General features: G+C 38.1%; 13 protein-coding genes. 7 read left to right on the top strand and 6 right to left on the bottom strand.

Annotation, left to right across the window (positions count from 1 at the left end; genetic code table 11):
• Nucleotides 1-150: 150 nt before the first annotated feature.
• Complete coding sequence (locus GZH82_RS03755) at nt 151-1,794, bottom strand: phospho-sugar mutase (protein ID WP_203232843.1); 1,644 nt, start codon at nt 1,792-1,794, stop codon at nt 151-153.
• A gap of 232 nt (nt 1,795-2,026) precedes the next feature.
• On the opposite strand from GZH82_RS03755, the gene GZH82_RS03750 reads away from it, so the two are divergent.
• From GZH82_RS03750 to GZH82_RS03735, 4 genes are all read left to right on the top strand, one after another.
• Nucleotides 2,027-3,205, top strand: coding sequence for an LCP family protein (locus GZH82_RS03750; protein ID WP_162681375.1), 1,179 nt, complete (start codon nt 2,027-2,029; stop codon nt 3,203-3,205).
• Between the two features lie 14 nt (nt 3,206-3,219).
• Nucleotides 3,220-3,690 (top strand): DUF2538 family protein, encoded by a 471-nt coding sequence (locus tag GZH82_RS03745; protein ID WP_162681374.1) that lies wholly within the window; start codon nt 3,220-3,222, stop codon nt 3,688-3,690.
• 193 nt (nt 3,691-3,883) lie between these two features.
• Complete coding sequence (locus tag GZH82_RS03740; protein ID WP_162681373.1) at nt 3,884-4,312, top strand: GNAT family N-acetyltransferase; 429 nt, start codon at nt 3,884-3,886, stop codon at nt 4,310-4,312.
• 328 nt (nt 4,313-4,640) lie between these two features.
• Nucleotides 4,641-8,840 carry a GW dipeptide domain-containing protein gene (locus GZH82_RS03735; RefSeq protein ID WP_162681372.1) on the top strand — a complete coding sequence of 1,400 codons (4,200 nt, stop codon included), beginning with the start codon at nt 4,641-4,643 and terminating at the stop codon, nt 8,838-8,840.
• Between the two features lie 138 nt (nt 8,841-8,978).
• Here the strand turns inward: GZH82_RS03735 and GZH82_RS03730 are convergent, their stop codons facing one another.
• Nucleotides 8,979-10,811 carry an acyltransferase family protein gene (locus tag GZH82_RS03730; RefSeq protein WP_162681371.1) on the bottom strand — a complete coding sequence of 611 codons (1,833 nt, stop codon included), beginning with the start codon at nt 10,809-10,811 and terminating at the stop codon, nt 8,979-8,981.
• 866 nt (nt 10,812-11,677) lie between these two features.
• Here GZH82_RS03730 and GZH82_RS03725 point away from each other — a divergent pair.
• Nucleotides 11,678-12,688 (top strand): acyltransferase family protein, encoded by a 1,011-nt coding sequence (locus GZH82_RS03725; protein ID WP_162681370.1) that lies wholly within the window; start codon nt 11,678-11,680, stop codon nt 12,686-12,688.
• Between the two features lie 114 nt (nt 12,689-12,802).
• A complete protein-coding gene (locus GZH82_RS03720; RefSeq protein ID WP_162681369.1) occupies nt 12,803-13,963 on the top strand; it encodes an aminotransferase class I/II-fold pyridoxal phosphate-dependent enzyme in 1,161 nt (386 codons plus the stop codon).
• Nucleotides 13,964-14,152: 189 nt separating this feature from the next.
• Here the strand turns inward: GZH82_RS03720 and menB are convergent, their stop codons facing one another.
• Genes menB through GZH82_RS03700 form a run of 4 tightly spaced genes read right to left on the bottom strand, consistent with a single transcriptional unit; the run spans nt 14,153 to nt 18,787 of the window.
• Entirely contained in the window at nt 14,153-14,971 is an 819-nt protein-coding gene (menB, locus tag GZH82_RS03715) for a 1,4-dihydroxy-2-naphthoyl-CoA synthase (RefSeq protein ID WP_014614316.1), read from the bottom strand.
• A 16-nt stretch (nt 14,972-14,987) separates the two neighbouring features.
• Nucleotides 14,988-15,779 carry a 2-succinyl-6-hydroxy-2,4-cyclohexadiene-1-carboxylate synthase gene (gene menH, locus GZH82_RS03710; protein ID WP_162681368.1) on the bottom strand — a complete coding sequence of 264 codons (792 nt, stop codon included), beginning with the start codon at nt 15,777-15,779 and terminating at the stop codon, nt 14,988-14,990.
• Nucleotides 15,766-17,436 (bottom strand): 2-succinyl-5-enolpyruvyl-6-hydroxy-3-cyclohexene-1-carboxylic-acid synthase, encoded by a 1,671-nt coding sequence (gene menD / locus GZH82_RS03705; protein ID WP_162681367.1) that lies wholly within the window; start codon nt 17,434-17,436, stop codon nt 15,766-15,768. The genes menH and menD overlap by 14 nt, the downstream gene beginning before the upstream one ends.
• On the bottom strand, nt 17,429-18,787 hold the full coding sequence (locus GZH82_RS03700) for an isochorismate synthase (RefSeq protein ID WP_162681366.1): 1,359 nt from the start codon (nt 18,785-18,787) through the stop codon (nt 17,429-17,431). Before GZH82_RS03700 ends, menD begins: the two co-directional genes overlap by 8 nt.
• 174 nt (nt 18,788-18,961) lie before the next feature.
• Here GZH82_RS03700 and GZH82_RS03695 point away from each other — a divergent pair, with 174 nt between their 5' ends.
• Entirely contained in the window at nt 18,962-19,900 is a 939-nt protein-coding gene (locus GZH82_RS03695) for a 1,4-dihydroxy-2-naphthoate polyprenyltransferase (RefSeq protein ID WP_019165636.1), read from the top strand.
• The last annotated feature ends 105 nt before the right edge of the window (nt 19,901-20,005 follow it).

The following is a 20,005-nucleotide window of genomic DNA, read 5'->3' as shown; positions in this document are numbered from 1 at the left end:
GGGGCGGCTCTTTTTCTGTTGTTTTTAAGCATACCATTGACTCACACTTGCCCTTTTGGACTCGCGTTCTCAGGGGATAAAAGCGAATCCATCAAGGCAATCATAAAGGGTGTAAGTCAACAGCGTGCAAGTTTTTATGATACATTTGGGTTATAAATATGCCTGTTCAAACTGGTCCACCAATGTATCAAAATCATCCACATTCAACGAGAAATACACTTTAATCTTTGGCTCCGTACCAGACGGTCTCAAAGCAATAAAGCCCTCCTCAAATGTATAACGAATCACATCCGCCTGTGGTAAATCAATTACAGTTGTCGTACCATCTGCCAAATGCGTCGTCTGTTGCCCTAAGTAATCCTCTTTCGTCACGATGTTTAAACCAAGTAACTTATCACTCGTATCATTTCTAAAGTGTGTCATAAGCTGATTAATCTTCTGTCTGCCTTGTTGACCTGCGTATGTTGGCGAAAGTGTCACATCATCATAACGTCCAATTTGTGCATAAATATCCTCTAACACTTCTTTAAACGTCAAACCGTTTTGCGTTAACATTTGCTTATATTTCACTAATAACGGCATAAACTGAATGGCATCTTTGTCGCGTGATAAATCTTTCGCAAGGTAACCGTGACTTTCTTCAAATGCGAGAACGAGTTGTGCGTCATCTGTTTCGCGCTGTTGCAATTGTTCAGAGATGTATTTAAAGCCTGTTAAAACATTGACAACTTCGATATTTAAAGCTTTCGCAAAGGCTTCACTCAAAGCACCTGTCACAATCGATTTGATGATATAAAACACTTCTCCAGTCGGTTGTAGTTCTTGATAGCGAAGTTTCATTAAAATCAAACCAATTTCATTACCATTGAAATAACGTGTTGAGCCATCTTTATATCTTTCAACAAATCCGAAACGGTCAGCATCTGGATCTGTAGCGATGATTAATGTGGCGTCTTCTTGTTCAGCAAGGCGAATACCGTATTCAAATGCCGCTTCTTCTTCTGGATTCGCACTTTTAACTGTCGGGAAACGTCCATCTGGTTGTGATTGTGTTTTTTCAATGACAAAATCTTCAAATCCGAGCTCCGTTAATAATGTCGCACCTAATGGTAGACTTGTACCATGAAGACTTGTAAGCACGACCTTTTCGCCTTGTGATTCGATTGGCCCTACTAATGTTTTAACGCCCTCTTTATACGCTTCAGTGACTTCATCAGCTAATGGTAAAATCATGCCGGCATTACGTAAAGCTTCGAAATCATTCGCTTCAATGTCTAGCGGTGATTCAATCGCATTAATATATTGGCTTAAATCTTCTGAAGCATCTGGCAACAATTGACCGCCATCAGGACCATAAATTTTAATCCCATTGTAATTGCTTGGGTTATGGCTCGCTGTAATCATCACACCTGCCGTCGCTTGTAAATGACGGACTGCAAACGAAAGTTCAGGCGTTGATTTATAACTGTCAGCCAGTACCACTTTGACACCTGCCGTCGCTAATACACGAGCAATTTCGCGTCCAAAGTCTTCCGATAAAAAGCGTGTGTCAAAATGAATGACAACCGTCGCATCTGATTGTTTCGCGTTTAAATATTGTGCTAAACCGAGCGCGACTTTACGAATTGTAAATTTATTTAAACGTCCAGGTCCAATGCCAAAAGTACTTCGAATTCCTGCAGTCCCAAATGTAAGCACATCTTCAAAGCCTGCTTGTCGTTCTTCTTCGGTTTGTCCTTCATAAAATTCGCGTACTAAACTTTCATCTAGTTTTGACATCCATTGTGCTTTCAAAACATCCACCATCCTCATATGATTCATTGATTTAAAACTAACGGGATTCAAACGTAATTGATATCCCTCATTCATAATAGTAACTTCATTATACATGAACTACACGCTTCCAACATAGAAATAGACTAACCTCTACAAAATAGATGAAAATGTATGAAATGATTGAAAAGTCATCAACACTTCATTACAATATATAATCATATGTAAAAATACCTGTTAGGAGCAATTCACTATGAATAAAGGACTCAAATTTTTACTCTATTTATTAGCTTTAATGCTTATAATTGTTCCTACAATTTTCGCATTCACTCTTTTTAACTCATCAAAGAATGCTTTTGACGACTCGTTCTCACAATCGGATGAACGACAATCCCAATTAAGAGATTCAAAAGTCAATGCTGCCAAACAACCTATCTCTATTTTATTTTTAGGCATAGATGATAGCAGTACAAGAAGACAAAACGGACAAAGTGCCGAAAATGCACGGACCGATGCGATGATTTTATCAACCATGAACCCTGACAAACATCAAATTCGTTTGCTCAGTATTCCTCGTGACACGTTAAGTTACATTCCAGAAGTCGGTTACTATGATAAGATTACACATGCGCATGCATACGGCGGACCAGAAGCTTCAATGCGTACCGTAGAAGCGAATTTAAATGTGCCCGTTGATTACTATGTTCGTATTAATATGGAAGCTTTTGCAAAAACAGTAGACGAACTTGGCGGTATTGAATATGATGTCCCATACGATCTGAACGAACCGAATACAATGGACAAAGGTCGAATCAAACTTAAAAAAGGAAAGCAACAACTTAATGGTGATGAAGTGCTTGCTGTGACACGTACACGTAAGCAAGACTCTGATTTAAAACGCGGGCAACGACAAATGGAAGTATTAAAAATATTGTTCAAAAAAGCCCAAGACACTAAATCTTTACACAAATTAGATGATATCATTGAAATTGTAGGAAAAAATTCAAAACACAACTTAAGTTACTCAGAAATCAAAGCACTCGCGGCGAACTACTTAGCAAATGATGTAGACATTAAATCACAACAACTTAAAGGTGAAAATGAATTACTAAATGGTATTTATTACATTAATCCTGACGTTGATAATTTAATTGAAACGTCTAACACTTTACGTAAAGACTTAGGTTTAGCGCCTATTAAAAACAGAAATCAATTTTTAGTCGAGCGTGTAAAAGCATACTATGGAGAAATCCCGCCGCTCACATATCTAGAAGAATCATTGTTACAAGACGTTAAAAAGCTAATACCGAAAGATGATAACAATGATCAAAATAATACGGGTGAATCAGCTGATAACACAAATGGAACAACGAATAATCAGCAACAAGGAGTACCGGATCAAAACCAAAATCCTGATGGTTCATACTACTAATAGGAGGTTCACAGATGGCACGTCATACACAAGAAAAAATTAGACATATCAATGGCATTTTTAATATGCTCGAGCAACAAATCATTCACAGTAAAGACATGGCGCATTTTCGTCAAGAGTTGTTCTATGTGAATCATACGCATCGTGAAAATTATGAAGCGCTATTGCTTTATTATCAGGAAAGCGCAACGAACCCTGTCATCAATGCCGCATGTTATATCGTCGCCCTTCCTGAAATTTTTGATGCGATTGATGTCTTTGAATCGCCATTACCGTTTTCTTGGGTTTATGATGAGAATGGTTTAACACCCGCAATGCAAAACTTAAGCGTGCCGATTCAATATCTTGTCGCTGCGGCATTAGAAGTGACAGACGTGAATATTTTCAAACCTTCTGGCTATACAATGGGCATGAACAACTGGAATCTCGTACAAATGCGTCTTTTCTGGCAATATACTGCCCTAGTACGCCAACAAGCTATGTAACGCCGTCAAATATGAATTAAATTATAAGTATCCGTCATTTTTACGATGATGGGTACTTTTTTTTATATCATTACAACAACAAGTCAACGCACGTCATCTGTCGAGCCGTCATTTCAACTTTAAAAACACTTTTATTCTATAGCTAAATCGTTTATGATAAACATTAAACTTACTTATGAAAGGAATGTGCCCTATGATTAAAACAGTTGAAACTGAACAAGAATATCAAGATGTTCTGTTCGTTCGTGAAACGGTATTTATCGACGAACAAGGTGTTTCTCGTGATGAAGAAATTGATGAACATGAACATACTGCACAATATGTCATCGCCTATAATGACGACCAACAGCCTATCGCAACAGCACGTTTTCGCAATGTAGAAGGCAGCGCTAAAGTTGAACGTGTCGCCGTGTTGAAAAGTGCACGTGGCTTAGGTATTGGAAAACAACTCATGCAATATCTTGAACAGGTCGCATATGAACAGGGCTACCGTCATTTCAAATTAGGGGCCCAAACACATGCTATCCCTTTTTATGAATCATTAGGTTATCATACGTACGGCGAAGAATTTTTAGATGCAGGTATCCCTCACTATCATATGGAAAAGCACCTCACTTTTTAGACTTTTCCCGCTTCATTCATATCAATGATTCGAATTGAGATATGTGCCCTCGTTGGCGATTTCAATTCGATCATTTAATATCATTATCAAATAAATTCATCTCCGTAAACTTTAATACTCTATCTTTTCTTTCTTCCAAAATATTCACTTTTAAATTATTAAATGTTAACTTTAACTAATTCTCCTAAATAAAAACAAACTGAAAATATAAATACGGAGGACGATTATTAAAATTAAATTACAATCCAGTTAAAATACACAAAACGTCTCCCAATAACTCTATAATGTGAATAATCAACTTTTTATTTTATCTAAAAGGAGCAATATAATGGTCAAAAAATTTGGTTATAAAACACCTACAATCGTTGCACTTACTTTGGCTGGAACTGCATTTTCTGCACACCAAGCCAATGCCGCTGAACAAGTTGTACCTGAAAAAACACCTACGAATGTGCTTGATGATCAATACGCATTAAAACAAGTTGATGATGCGAAACAAACGACACAAGCAACAACACTTGCAGGTTCAAAAGAATACAAGGATCCTTCACAAATTGATACAGCTCAAACTGAAACGCGCGTAGAAGAAGGACAACAAGACGCACAACAACTTGCCCCAACTGATGAAGTGACATCAACAGATAGCACTGTATCCAAAGGTACAGACGAAAGTGCATCACCTGCGCTAGCTTCTACAGATGAAGGAACACTAAACGCACAACTCCATTCAGATGAAATGGCCAACAATCATACACAAGACACAACTGAAGATGCGACTCAATATCCTTATAGTTCAAGTGAAATCGATACACATGAAGACGCAACCGTGTCACCAGATACATATCATGCACCGGACACTCATGCGCAACAACCTTCATCAACGGATGTAAGCGATTCAACAACAGCGAAATCTGACGTGACACAAGCAAATACGTCAACAAATCCGAATGAAAAAAATGCTGTTTCAACAACTGAAGATGCATTTGCTACACAACCTCAAGCAGATGTACAACCTGAAGTCAACAAAGAAACGAAGGCAGCTACTGAAACAGCACAAAATTCAACACCTCAAGTCAATGCAAAAGACACGACGCAAGTTGAAAATAAAGCAACAGAAACTCAAAATACAGCACAATCAGCAACTGGTAATCAAGAAAGTACTGAGCAATTGGCAAAACGCACATCAGTGACAAATGAAGCCAAAATGGATGCAACATCAGCGAAAACACTAGCACCTGCTTCAACGACACGTCAAGCTGATACACAAGCGAAAACAACAGCAGATAAGAAAGCACCATCTGTTAAAGCAACAACTGATAGTGCACAAACAGCAACTGACAAAGACATTAATGCGAATCCGGATGGGCCAACACCTCCACGCGTTGGCGGTAAAGGGGGGCCCCCTGCTTCACTTTCACTACAATCTACTGGTCAAACAGCATTCCGTTCAGCTGTCGCTAGTAAACCGAGTGCTTATCAACCTAAAGTGAAGTCGCCTATTAATGACTATATTCGTAAGCAAAAATATAACGTGCCTGTATACGAAGAAGATTATTCAAGTTACTTCCCTAAATACGGTTATCGTAATGGTGTAGGTAAACCTGAAGGCATCGTCGTGCATGATACAGCAAATAATTACTCTACAATTGATGACGAAATCAGTTACATGAAAAGAAATTATCAAAGTGCTTTCGTGCATGGCTTTATTAATGGTCAACGTATTGTTGAAACACAACCAACAGATTATTTAGCATGGGGTGCGGGTGCTGTTGCGAATGAACGCTTTATTCATATCGAGCTCGTCCATGTTCACAGTAAAGAAGACTTCGCACGTCAAATGAATAATATGGCGGATTATGCAGCGACGAACTTACAATATTATGGCCTTTCACCAGATAGTGCTGAATATGATGGGTATGGTACAGTTTGGACACATGATGCCGTTTCTAGATTTTTAGGTGGTACAGACCATACTGATCCGCACGGCTATTTAAAACAACACGGTTATTCTTTTGATGAGTTGTATGATTTAATCAATGAAAAATATCAAGTGAAAATGGGTTATGCCTCACCAGCCAACTCGTCTTCTACACCATCAAAACCATCAACAAATACAGGCTTAACAGTTAAAAATACAACAGGTTATGGCCGTATTAACACAACGAATAGCGGTTTATATACAACAGTTTATGATCAAAAAGGTAAAGCGACAAATCGAACGAATCAAACATTAAAAGTCACAAAAGAAGCGACTTTAAATGGCAAAAAGTTCTATTTAATGAATGATGCCAAATCTAATCAAACACTCGGTTGGGTCAAATCAAACGACGCAACATACCAAACCGCACAAGCTGAGAAAAAAGTAACGAAAACATATACTGTCAAACCAGGAACAACAGTGTATCAAGTGCCTTGGGGTACCTCATCTCAAACAGCTGGTAAAGTTGCAGGTAAGACAAATCAATCATTCAAATCAATGAAAGAACAAACTGTTGCGAAAACAAAATGGCTTTACGGTACAGTTGGCAAAATTACAGGCTGGATTGATGCAAGCAATGTTGTAGCAAATGACCAAAAACCATCAACGAATACCGCATTAAAAGTAACAACAGACACTGGTCTAGGTCGCATTAAAGATAAAAATAGTGGCTTATATGCAACGGTTTATGATAAAACTGGTAAAAGCACTTCAGCCACAAACCAAACATTCAAAGTAACGAAAAAAGCAAGCGTCAATGGCCAATCATTCTACTTAGTTTCAGATTATGCTAAAGGCACAAATATCGGTTGGGTGAAACAATCAGATGTCGATTATCAAACAAGTAAAGCTCCTTCTAAAGTGAATCAAAATTATACGATTAAATCAGGTGCGAAATTGTATCAAGTGCCTTGGGGTACAAGTAAACAAGTTGCGGGTACAGTGACAGGTGATGCGTTACAAACATTCAAAGCGACACAATCTCAAACTGTAGGTAAAGCAACATACTTGTATGGTACAGTCGGCAAATTATCTGGTTGGATTAATTCAACAGCATTAACAGTACAAAAAGCAGCAGCAAGTAGTATTACGAAAACAGTTTCTCAAATCGGGCAACTCAACACAAAAAATAGCGGTGTCAAAGCTTCTATTTATGACAAAACAGCAAAAGATGCAGCCAAGTGGGCAGGTCAAACTTATAAAATTACAAAAACAGCTTCTGCCAACAACGAAGACTATGTATTACTGCAAAATCATACAGGAGGCACACCACTCGGTTGGTTTAATGTTAAAGATGTCACAACACGTAGCTTAGGCACTGAAACGGCTGTTAAAGGCCATTACACTATCAATGGTAAAACATCTGGCCTCTACTCTATGCCTTGGGGTACAACGAAGCAACGTGTCGATACATTAAAAAATGCAGCAAGTCGTCTATTTACAGCTTCAAAATCGGTTAAAGTCGGTAATGATACATTCTTATTCGGTACAGTAAATCAAAAATTAGGCTGGATTAATCAAAAAGACTTAACAGTTGCAGTGGCAAAAGTTGCAAACATTAAAACCGCATCGAACAGCGCAGTCAAGGGTGCCGCAATCACAACTTTGAAACAAGTAGAAGATTATGTCATCACAAACAAAAATGGTTATTATTACATTAAAGTTGGAAATTCAAAAACAGCAGGTGCATTAAAAGGCTTTTACCAACAAATTTTTAAAGTCGAAAAAACATCTTTACTTAACGGTATTACTTGGTACTATGGCACATTCCAAAACGGTACGAAAGGGTGGATTAAAGCAGCTGACGTACGTTCATTATTCATTCAACACACTGCAGTAAGTAGCACATTGAAAGAAGCACTCGATAAACAAATGGCATTGAGTTATCCGCCTCAAGTCCAACATGTAGCAGGTAAATGGGTAAATGCTAATCGTGCAGAAACTGAAAAAGCAATGAATACAGAAGCGCTTGAAAAAGATCCGACACTCATTTATCAATTTTTAAAACTTGACACATACCAAGGTCTCGGCGCGGAAGAACTCAATGAATTGTTAAAAGGTAAAGGGATTTTAGAAGGTCAAGGTGCCGCATTTAAAGAAGCCGCACAAAAGCATAACATTAATGAGATTTACTTAATATCTCACGCACTTTTAGAAACAGGTAATGGGACTTCTCAACTTGCGAATGGCGGTCACGTTGATAAAAACAACAAAGTGGTAACAACAGGTGAACCGAAGTATTACAACATGTTTGGCATCGGAGCAATCGATACAGACGCTTTACGTAATGGCTTTAAAACTGCTGAAAAATATGGTTGGAATACGGTCAGCAAAGCGATTATCGGTGGTGCGGAATTCATCCGTGATCGATACATCGGTTCTGGACAAAACACATTGTATCGTATGCGTTGGAACCCAGAACACCCTGCCACACATCAGTATGCGACTGATATTAATTGGGCAAATGTGAACGCACAACGCATGAAATCTTTCTACGATCAAATCGGTGAAACAGGTAAATATTTCGACGTTGATGTGTATAAGAAGTAAATATAGCCAAAATCAGCTCTAGTCATCTTCACGGTGATTAGAGCTTTTTTATTAATTTGTTGAGGTTTTATAATTAAGGTATGTTGATAGTATTAAAAAATAAAGCGGTCAATGGTTTTCACCATCAACCGCTTCTCTCTATTTTGCTTCTGCTTTATTTTTGGACTTACTCTGATTCGCCTTCATCTCTTTATCCAACTCTGACACGAGCTTTTGAATTCCTGGATGTTCTAAATGTATTCCATCATACGCAAAATATTCCGTATGACCGACACCGACTTTATTCCAATCAACTAATGTCACATGTTTATGTTTATCAGCTGCTTTTTTAAGCAATTGATTCACATGATCTTTATAATCACGCGGCACTGTCGTATTGATTAAATATAGGTCCGCTTTATCAAAATCTTTGATGAGTGTTTCTAATTGATCTTGATCAAAATCACCATTCGTGCCAATTTGAATGACGACCGGTTGCCCTTTTTGATTAAATGATGTATAGTTTCTCGCAACCTCGATTGCTGCTCCCATTGAACGACCGACTTGTGCATCAATGGTAGGCTTTTGATAATGCTCATCCAGATAATAACCCATCCCTACTGTTAAGGAGTCACCAATAAAGAGCGGTGATTGCTTTTTAGGATCGAACTTTTCTGCTTTCTGTTCCTTTTCAGCTGGGTCTTCTGCTAATTTTTCATTTTCTTTACCGTTATTTTTATGATTCGTTTGATAACTGCTCGCCTTTTTCTCTTGTTTGGCAAGATAATCAAATTGACCACTGAGCACTAAAGCTGCTGTGACGATAATAGCCAAAACGACTGGTGTACGAATCACCGTTAACCAAATCTTGTCTTTTGAATAGAATGTTTTGAAACCATAACGTCTAAATGGCGTTTCAATAAACTGATATGAAATTTCTGCCATCAAAAATGTTAACGCAATATCAATAATATAAACATAATATGGATATTGACCTGCGACAAAGTATTGATGTACAAATGTCACAATGACGTAATGCCATAAATATAAACTGTATGACCTTTTACCGATGTACAAAAATACAGGATTACTCATCACTTTAGCTAATCGCCCATTCGGAAGTACAAGGCTCGCAATGAGTATCAATGTCAGTAATGAAATACAGTAAAATCCACCGTTATAAAGGATGAATTGCTGTTCGTTTACAAAATAGAACAATGTAAGTAGCGCTAATAATGCGATAAGACCTAGACTATCGATAATGTTAGCCGCAAATTTAGGCGGATGTTCTTTCAATCGAAAAGCTGGCCATATAAATGCAAAAATGACACCTAATAATAAAGTTTGTAAACGGGTATCTGTCCCAAAATATGTACGTGCATGGTTCGTATCGGGCGTTGTCATATATAACATTAATACTGCCGAAGCAATAGAAATAATGAAAAACGCGAGTACGATCCATCTTTTTCTTTTAAATATTTTAAAAAATAACGTTAATACAATTGGGAAAAAGATATAGAATTGTTCTTCAACGGCCAATGACCATAAGTGCTTCAATGGCATCGGTTTGAACTGGTCAAAATAGTCTACATCTTGAAAAATGTACCACCAGTTCGATATATATAACAATGCTGCAATCGCATCCCCTTTAATCGAATGTAATATTTGAGGGGCAAATAAAGCGACGTATATTACTGATACTAATGTCACGAATAGCATCGCTGGGATTAACCTTTTAAAACGTTTAATCCAAAAGTTTGCTAAATCGATTGTTTGATAGTTTTCATATTCAAATAATAATAGTGATGTAATTAAATAACCAGAGATCACAAAAAATGTATCTACACCTAAAAAGCCTCCAGCTAGCCACTGTGCATTAAGATGATAAATAATGATAGCAATCACTGAAATTGCACGCAACCCATCCAGTCCCGGCAAATACCGTGGTGGATGTTGCAATCGTTTCATTGCAGTAAAATGATGATGTAACATAACAATATTCTCCTAATTGATGATTTATTAAGAAACGATTTGTGGATATATGCTATTCAATTTACCACAAAATTATCCCAAATAAAACAGATAATATATGACGTATCGTAAAAGTTTTATTGCATAGTGATGGGACATAACAATTTTTGATGCTATTGATACCGTATTTTGTATAACTTGCACTGTTCCAACGATTTTGGGTTTTTGATTGCCCTCATGTCTTCCCTTTCCGAGGGGCTGACCCTTCAACTCAATTCGGCTTGATTGAAGCATACATGAGATGGAAGCTGAATTGGATTTTGGGCGCAGTACAGAAATCTGATGTGCAACAAAGATTTCGTAGTACTGCCCCCGCAAGGCTGACTAGACTTCTCAAAAGCCTACGTATTGAGAAGTCAGACAGCTACTGCGATAAACAGTCATCGCTATTTAAAGTAAAGACGTGACTGTTAACAGTATGCACTCATTCCCTCAGGAGTCTCAGCCTTCTGGGCAATCTTAGATCAAACACAGGAAAACTGAGGGCAAGTTTTTGAAATTAAAAAACAATAGCCTCAATTTTTTATGTACAATTCATCCTTATTTTTCATCTGTTTTATAATTTTAAATGAATCATAACTTCATAAGTAGGAGCGGCTGAAAAAGTGAATGCCCCAGCCTCGACACTAGATATTATAAAGAAGCTTGCTCTACCCTTAACGATTATTTTTAGTCCCCTCAATTATTATAAGCGAAATTTCATCTTTCTCAACATCGTGCCTTTAATATTCTTACAAATGATTGTGTTTAATATTCATTTTCTTTGCATTATGAAAAGGATTTATAATAACCTAATGTTGATATTAAAAAAGGAGACACACAGTAATATGGCACAAACTAAAAAGAGAGATACATTTTTTGATAATGCACGTGCAATCTTAATATTTCTTGTTGTGTTTGGACATTTAATACAACCTTATACCGATGCACATCCAACAGTATATGCACTATATTTACTCATTTATAGCTTTCACATGCCAGCGTTTTTATTTATTTCTGGTTACTTTGCTAAAAATGTCGGACGTGCGGATTATATCGAAAATGTCGGCAAAAAATTGTTAGGCCCTTACTTGATCTTTTTCGCATTTTTTTCGATTTATTACTTTATTACCGGTAAAAATAGTTCACTAGACTTAGATCCATTTGACCCAGTATTTGCACTTTGGTTTTTATTAACACTCTTTTTCTTCAATGTCATTATCGTCATTGTTCGTCAATTCAAACCGATTTACGTGCTCCCGATTGCGATTTTAATTGCAGTATTAGCAGGTTACTCTACTGATGTCAACGGGTATCTGAGTTGGTCACGTACACTTGTATTTTTCCCTATCTTCTACATCGGTTATATTATGGATGGTAGATTTAGTCGTTATATCCGATTAAGACGTTTTATGCCAGTGTCGGTGATCGTGTTAGTAAGCTTCTTTATTTTTTATACCGTACACCCTATCGATTCGGACTGGTTACTCGCAAGCACACCTTATAAAAATATTGAAGGCATCGAATTTTTATTAAGCCCATTAAAAAGATTGAGCTTATACGTCATTATTCTAGGGACGATGTACGCCTTTCTTAATTTAGTGCCTAGAGCGCATCATGTATTTACATATATGGGCTCACGCACGATGTATGTTTACTTACTCCACGGTATTTTTATCGGTGTCATTCGTGGCCATCAAATCTATCCATTTATTGAACACCCTTGGTTAGGATTGTTGTATAACTTCCTATTCGCATGTTTTATCGTTTGGATATGGTCGAGTAACTTTGTGGCAAAATGGACGAATCCTGTTGTTCATTTACAACGCCCTTCCGCATTTAAACCTTATAACCAATAAATGATGAAGTTAACATGAGAATACATCTCCTATAGTCATCACTTTATATTAGATTTTGGCTATACGGTCGTGTTATTCTAAATGTTAACTTCTCTTTTTTTAGGACGTGATAGGATGAAATTAGAACTCAATACATACGCACAATATTTAAAAGCACCAAGTATCCGCCAGTTTTCAAGTAAAATCAATGAAATGAACGATGTGATTAATCTGACAATTGGGCAACCCGATTTTCATATGCCCGATGCCGTTAAACAAGCGTATCAAGATGCGATTACAAATGATTATACGACTTATTCCCACAACAAAGGCCGTCGTGACACACGTGAAGCTGTCGCAAATTATTATCAATCCCGCTTCAATGTTCATTATGACCCGGAAGAAATCATTATTACGAATGGCGCTTCTGAAGCATTAGATACGGCACTCCGTTGTATGATTAATCCAGGAGACGAAATTTTATTACCTGGGCCTGTTTATGCGGGCTATATTCCGTTAATTCAAACGTTAGGTGGCGTACCTGTATTTATCGATACACGTGAGACAGGTTTTAAAGTGACCCCTGAAGCAATTCAACAGCATATCACACCGCGTTCACGTGCGATATTACTCAACTATCCTTCCAATCCAACTGGGGCGATATTGACGGCTGAAGAGGTTGCAGCTATTGTCGACGTGTTAAAACTGCACCCTTTGTTTGTGATTAGCGATGAGATTTATGCTGAGAATACTTTTGGTCACTCTCACACATCTTTCGCGCAGTTTGATGAAATTCGTGATCAATTATTGTTAATTAATGGTTTAAGTAAATCTCATTCAGCTACTGGAATTCGTATCGGTTTTCTATCAGGTCCACAATACTTAATCGACAAGCTGACATTTATGCATGCGTACAACTGTATATGCGCCAATGTACCCGCACAAATGGCAACAATAGCTGCATTACGTGAAGCCGTCGATGCACCTCAAGTGATGAATCAAGCCTATGTCGAACGTCGAGATTACCTCGTCAATGCATTACAATCGATGGGCTTTCGCTTAGACGGTGTGCCACAAGGTGCATTTTACATTTTTCCTAATATCGAAGCCTTTGCCGAAGATGACTTTGCTTTCTGTGTCGATGTATTAGAAAATGCAGGTGTTGCGATGGTGCCTGGTTCCGCATTTACTGATTTCGGTAAAGGCTACGTCCGCATCTCATACGCTTATGATATGGCACAATTACAAGAAGGTATGGCACGTTTACGACAGTATTTGGAAGCGCGTTATTCATAACTTAATACATGATAAAAGTAGCTGGTGTTGTGAGATGATTCAACAGCAACATCTGCTACTTTTTTGTTATCATTCAGCAATGTCACTCTCTTCATATTCAAATCGATATTCAATGTCAAAGTAAAAAGCCCATTCTACTCACTCAATGAATATAACGGACTTTTCATCTTACATCTTTAAATTAAAGACTTATGGAAATTTAGGAAACTGATCAAAGTCAGGTTCACGTTTTTCTTTAAACGCGTCACGACCTTCTTTCGCTTCATCTGTTGTGTAGTATAACAATGTCGCATCGCCAGCGAATTGTTGTAAACCAGCTAATCCATCTGTATCTGCGTTCATCGCTGCTTTTAAGAAACGTAACGCTGTTGGTGAATGACGCATGATTTCTTTACACCATTGCACTGTTTCATCTTCAATGTCAGCAAGTGGTACAACTGTGTTGGCCATACCCATGTCCAACGCTTGTTGTGCATCGTATTGACGGCATAAATACCAAATTTCACGTGCTTTTTTATGACCGACAATGCGCGCTAAATAACCTGAACCGTAACCTGCATCAAATGAACCCACTTTAGGACCTGTTTGACCAAATTTTGCGTTATCAGCCGCAATTGTTAAGTCACATACGACTTGAAGTACGTTACCGCCACCAATGGCATACCCTTTTACCATCGCGATAACTGGTTTCGGAATGATACGAATTAAACGTTGTAAATCTAATACATTTAAACGTGGAATTTGGTCATCACCGACATAACCGCCATGGCCACGTACTTTTTGGTCTCCACCAGAACAGAACGCTTTGTCGCCTTCACCCGTTAATACAATGACACCTACACGTTCGTCATCTCTTGCACGTGTAAATGCATCAATCATTTCTTGTACTGTATTCGGTGTGAATGCATTATGTACTTCGGGACGATTAATTGTTACTTTCGCAATCCCTTCAAAAAATTCATATTTGATTTCTTTATATTCTTTTAATGTTTCCCATTGTCTTTCCATGGTGGACCTCCTCAAGTTAACCTTTTATAAACTCTAATAGTATTGTATCAAATTTAACGCCATCTTCCACATTTACCGTATGGCCGACTTGCGATACGACTGTCAATTGTGCCTCTGAAAGCGTGTCAGACATACGTTCAGCAATGTGTACAAACTTTTCATCCCATTCCCCTACGATGAGTTGCACAGGCAATTTCAAACTTTCTAATTGTGGCCATAAGTTTGGCATATGTCCTGTACCATAATCACGCAATGCTTTCGCTAATCGCTTCGGTTGTTGTGCAAGTCTCAGCTGACGAATGTGTTGGCGTGTGGTCTCAGTTAAAAAGCGTTGCGTTTGGAACAATGGCAATTTTTCCCAATCATTCACAAACACTTCAATACCCGCAATTTCAAGGACACGTGCCCGAGCTACATCCACTTGTTGACGTTCGAGACGTGCATCATCATCTTCAATTCCAGGTGAGCCACTTTCTAACATAACACCTGCCAACGCGTCTTGATATTGCAATGCATAAGCTAAAGCAACACGTGCACCCATTGAATAGCCATGAAGGTATAGCGTGTAGTCTTTGAACTGTTCCAACACAACATGTAATTGCGTACATACCCAGTCAAAATTCCATACAACATCTTCTGGTGATTGATCTTGACCGTGGCCAGGCAAATCCACACTTAAGATATGTGCCTCTTGTGTCAATGGCTCAATATGAGATGAAAATGTGCGTTGATCACCCATAAAACCGTGCAAGAGGACGATCATTTTATTCGTTTCTGACTGTGCTGCATACCAGTTATAATGTAACATTCACAACTTCACTCAATTTCTGATATAAATTTTGATGTGCTTCGTAATTCGCTTCACGCTGCGTCACGACTTCAAATAATGTCGGTGTCATCGTTGTCAAATGACTGTATTCAAACGATTGTAAGTCTTGGAATCGTTTATAGTTAAAGTCATACAACAATGCTGCATGTTCAAAGTTCAAACCAGTCGGCGTACCAAATAACCGTTCAAAATGTTCAGGTGCACCTTCTTTTTGTGGTAAATAAGAAAAAATACCGCCACCGTCATTGTTTAATAAGACAATGTTCATATGGATATCGTTCAGTTTCGACATTAATAGTCCGTTCATGTCATGATAAAATGCAATATCGCCTATAAGCAATGTCACTTTTTTATGTACAGCCATACCGAGTGCTGTAGAAACAACGCCATCAATGCCGTTCGCCCCTCTATTTGCATAAATACGTGCTTGATGGTCAATATATAAATTATCGATATCACGAATCGGCATACTATTGCTGACAAATAACGCGTCGTCAGCCCCTAATTTATCGAGTACACGACTGACATACGCCGCTTCATCATTTGCCGTTTTTTGATGTGCTTTGATCGTATGTCGCGCCTGCTCTTCTATACTTTGCCATTGTCGCAACCACATTTTTCGGTAAGCAGCAGGTATATCCCCTAGTGCTCTGAAAAAGTCATTGGCCGACATTTCAAAAAAGTAATCTGGATTTTTCGGAAACGCATCTATATCCGCATTATTTTGGACTAAAATTTGTGTCGCATCTGTCGTTTTCAACCATTGATTTAACTTTTTAGAGACGACTGGTTTACCGACACGAATGACAAAATCAGCCGACAAGTCGAGTCCTGAGCGCAACAATAAATCATACGTCGTGACGACATTCGGATGTTGTGTCGCGCGAATACCATTAAGTGGATCAGCCAATATCGGCAAATCATATATCGTCGCGAAAGTTAAAATTTGTGAAATATCTTGAAGCTGCATGTCCCCTACTACAATCAGCCCTTTAGATTGCTTCAACACTGGAAGAATTGCACTGAAATCCATCGTTTTTTGATAGTGTGGACGTTCATAATGATATGACGTCAACAAATCTTGGCACGACAGATCCGGTGTTAACGGTTCACGGAAAGGTAAATTGAAGTGCACTGGACCTTGGTGTGGACCGTCGAAAAACTGACTCGCCTTTTGTAACTGGTATTTGTTCACATCCAGTGTATTCGGCGTCCCATCTGCAATCGGTAAATCGAATTGGAAACGCACATAGTTTTGAAACATATTGACTTGATTGATTGCTTGTGGCGCACCTACACCTCTTAATTCATGCGGTCGATCACTTGTCAGTACAATAAGTGGCAAACGACTAATATGACTTTCAGCAATAGCAGGCACATAGTTTGCAGAAGCTGTGCCAGATGTACAAAGAATCGCGACCGGACGTTGACTGCCTTTGATCAAACCTAACGCAAAAAAAGCAGCACTTCTTTCATCGGGATGGATCCACGTTTGAATATGTGGATGACATTCAAACGCGAGTGCTAAAGGAGTGGAGCGTGACCCCGGACTTATCACGACTTCACGTAACCCATATGCATATAACTCTGACACAAAATGAAACACTTGCTCCGTCAAAAAGCGTTGATTAGTCATGTTCACTCACCCCTAAAGCTACCATCATCGGTTTGAATTTTAATGCTGTTTCAGCGACTTCTTCTGCTGCATCCGAATCTTTCACAATGCCTGCACCTGCAAACAATAACGCTTGCTGATGATTCATTAACATCGAGCGAATCGCCACGATAAATTCACAATCATCGTACATATCTACCATACCGACTGGCGCACCGTAAAGGCCACGTGCCCCAAATTCATGCGCTTCAATATATTCTAATGCGCGTGCTTTCGGATATCCCCCTAGCGCAGGTGTTGGATGTAAATCATCTATCAGCTCAATATATGATTTATGCGCTAACAGGCCTCCAATTTCAGTATATAAATGATATAAATGGTCATTTTTCAATACTTGTGGCTCACGATTATAATCGGCATACTGAATAAACGGTCGAATATCTTCAAGAATACTTTCGACGACAATACCGTGTTCAATTAAGTTCTTTTCATTTTTTAACAACGCATTAATACGCGCCTGATCTTGTACTTCATTGTGTGTTCTTGGAATTGTTCCCGCAACTGCTTTCGTTGATAACATACCATTTGTGACCTTAAATAATTGCTCTGGCGTTTGAGAAATAAAAATATCATCTTCTGACTCTAACGCGAATAAATAACTATTTTTTTCATTTTTAAGTGCACGATATAACACAGCCCCGATTTCAATATCCGCATCAAATTGCACCATACGACGACGAGAGAGCACGACCTTTTCATCATGCGCTAATTTTGCTGTCGTTTCCTCAACTAATGCTTCCCACTCATCTTTATATATATCTTCAATCCGCTTAATTTGTGGCGGCGTTGTATTTTGCACGACCACGCGCGGTAAATGATTTAATTTTTCAACTAACTCATAAAATTGCTCAATCAAAAACGCTTCTTTTTGTACAGTATATGTTAAAAACGTTTCTTGATTGACTTGCGATATTAAGACTTCAGGTAAAATAAAATGATTCACACCAAAGCGACGCCATTCATCCCCCATCCGCTTAGTAGAAAATTGAAATCCACCGCAAATACGTAAATGATGGCGTTCAGAATCGGGATGGATTAATGCGATATCATCTTTAAATTTTTCCCATTCTTTAAAAATAGAACGTTTATTTGTAAAATCATTTTTTATTTTTGCAGCAACACGGTATCCAAAAAAAGAAGTTTCGTTATCATTTAATCGAAAATAAAAACGGTCCCCTGCATCTTCTTTCGACATATCGAACAACGTAATCGGATCTAATTGTTGTTCTAATTTGACTTCAACTGAGACCCATTGTTGTTTTGTTTGTTGTACCGCGTCGATGATTGCCTGTTCGCAGACATCAACACTCATCCCATACTCACTTCTTTCATCATAATCAAGTTTTATCCATTATCACATTTTAACATTTTTAAAGACGATTGTGTGCACAAGTGTCTTTTCCATAATATTGTTATTGATTTCATTGACGAACTTTTTTATAATATCAATGTAATATAAATATTATAAAAAAAGAGGTTGACTAACATGACGTCTCAATTTGAAAAACATTCAACATTCCACAAATATTGGCAACTCATGCGTCCTCATACATTAACAGCATCCGTTGTTCCTGTTTTAGTCGGAACAGCAACTGCAAAACTTTTTTTATTAGGTAGCGAGGACCATCTCCATTTCGGTTTATTCTTAGCGATGTTGTTCGCTTGTTTGTTGATTCAAGCCGCAACGAATATGTTCAATGAATACTATGACTTCAAAAAAGGGTTAGATGACCATGAATCAGTAGGTATTGGTGGCGCCATCGTACGTAACGGGATGACACCCCAACATGTATTAAGACTTGCAATTATTTTCTATATCATTGCAGCAATACTTGGGCTTTACTTAGCAATTCAAAGTTCATTTTGGCTTATTCCTGTTGGTCTGTTATGTATGGCTATTGGTTACCTTTATACAGGCGGCCCATTCCCAATCTCATGGACACCGTTTGGCGAATTATTCTCAGGTGTTTTCATGGGTATGATTATTATCGTAATCGCTTTTTATATCCAAACAGGTAACCTTCAAAATTATGCTTTTTGGATTAGTATTCCTATTGTCATTACGATTGGGCTCATCAACATGTCAAATAACATTCGTGACCGAGTCAAAGACAGTCAAAGTGGTAGACGCACTTTACCTATTTTATTAGGAAAACGTGGCTCGCTTATCTTTTTAGCAACATTTTACGCGATTGCCTACCTCTTTGTCATTTACACTGCACTTTTCAAAGATGGCGGTTCACTGTTCTATTTGCTCGTATTACTTAGTTTTCCATTACCAGTGAAAGTGTATCGTCGTTTCCAAAAGAATGATACACCGCAATCAATGATGCCGGCAATGGCTGCTTCAGGTAAAACGAATACATTATTCGGTCTACTTTACGCATTAGGTATTTACATTAGTGCATTGCTCGGTGGCGTATAAGTTAAATCACTCGATAGAATCGAAGTCTTAAAATTACAAAGGCTTCGATTCTTTTTTTTACAGTTTTATATATCGTACCACACTATTCGCTTATAAACGAAAATG

The organism is Staphylococcus sp. MI 10-1553 (genome assembly GCF_010365305.1).
Lineage (GTDB): Bacteria > Bacillota > Bacilli > Staphylococcales > Staphylococcaceae > Staphylococcus.
Note: the sequence above shows the minus strand (reverse complement) of the source record. Positions and strands in the feature narration are given on the sequence as shown.

Coding starts and splice junctions, on each gene's coding strand:
- GZH82_RS03750 (WP_162681375.1), top strand. CDS start 2,027: ATGAATAAAGGACTCAAATTTTTACTCTATTTATTAGCTTTAATGCTT.
- GZH82_RS03745 (WP_162681374.1), top strand. CDS start 3,220: ATGGCACGTCATACACAAGAAAAAATTAGACATATCAATGGCATTTTT.
- GZH82_RS03740 (WP_162681373.1), top strand. CDS start 3,884: ATGATTAAAACAGTTGAAACTGAACAAGAATATCAAGATGTTCTGTTC.
- GZH82_RS03735 (WP_162681372.1), top strand. CDS start 4,641: ATGGTCAAAAAATTTGGTTATAAAACACCTACAATCGTTGCACTTACT.
- GZH82_RS03730 (WP_162681371.1), bottom strand. CDS start 10,811: ATGTTACATCATCATTTTACTGCAATGAAACGATTGCAACATCCACCA.
- GZH82_RS03725 (WP_162681370.1), top strand. CDS start 11,678: ATGGCACAAACTAAAAAGAGAGATACATTTTTTGATAATGCACGTGCA.
- GZH82_RS03720 (WP_162681369.1), top strand. CDS start 12,803: ATGAAATTAGAACTCAATACATACGCACAATATTTAAAAGCACCAAGT.
- menB (WP_014614316.1), bottom strand. CDS start 14,971: ATGGAAAGACAATGGGAAACATTAAAAGAATATAAAGAAATCAAATAT.
- menH (WP_162681368.1), bottom strand. CDS start 15,779: ATGTTACATTATAACTGGTATGCAGCACAGTCAGAAACGAATAAAATG.
- menD (WP_162681367.1), bottom strand. CDS start 17,436: ATGACTAATCAACGCTTTTTGACGGAGCAAGTGTTTCATTTTGTGTCA.
- GZH82_RS03700 (WP_162681366.1), bottom strand. CDS start 18,787: ATGAGTGTTGATGTCTGCGAACAGGCAATCATCGACGCGGTACAACAA.
- GZH82_RS03695 (WP_019165636.1), top strand. CDS start 18,962: ATGACGTCTCAATTTGAAAAACATTCAACATTCCACAAATATTGGCAA.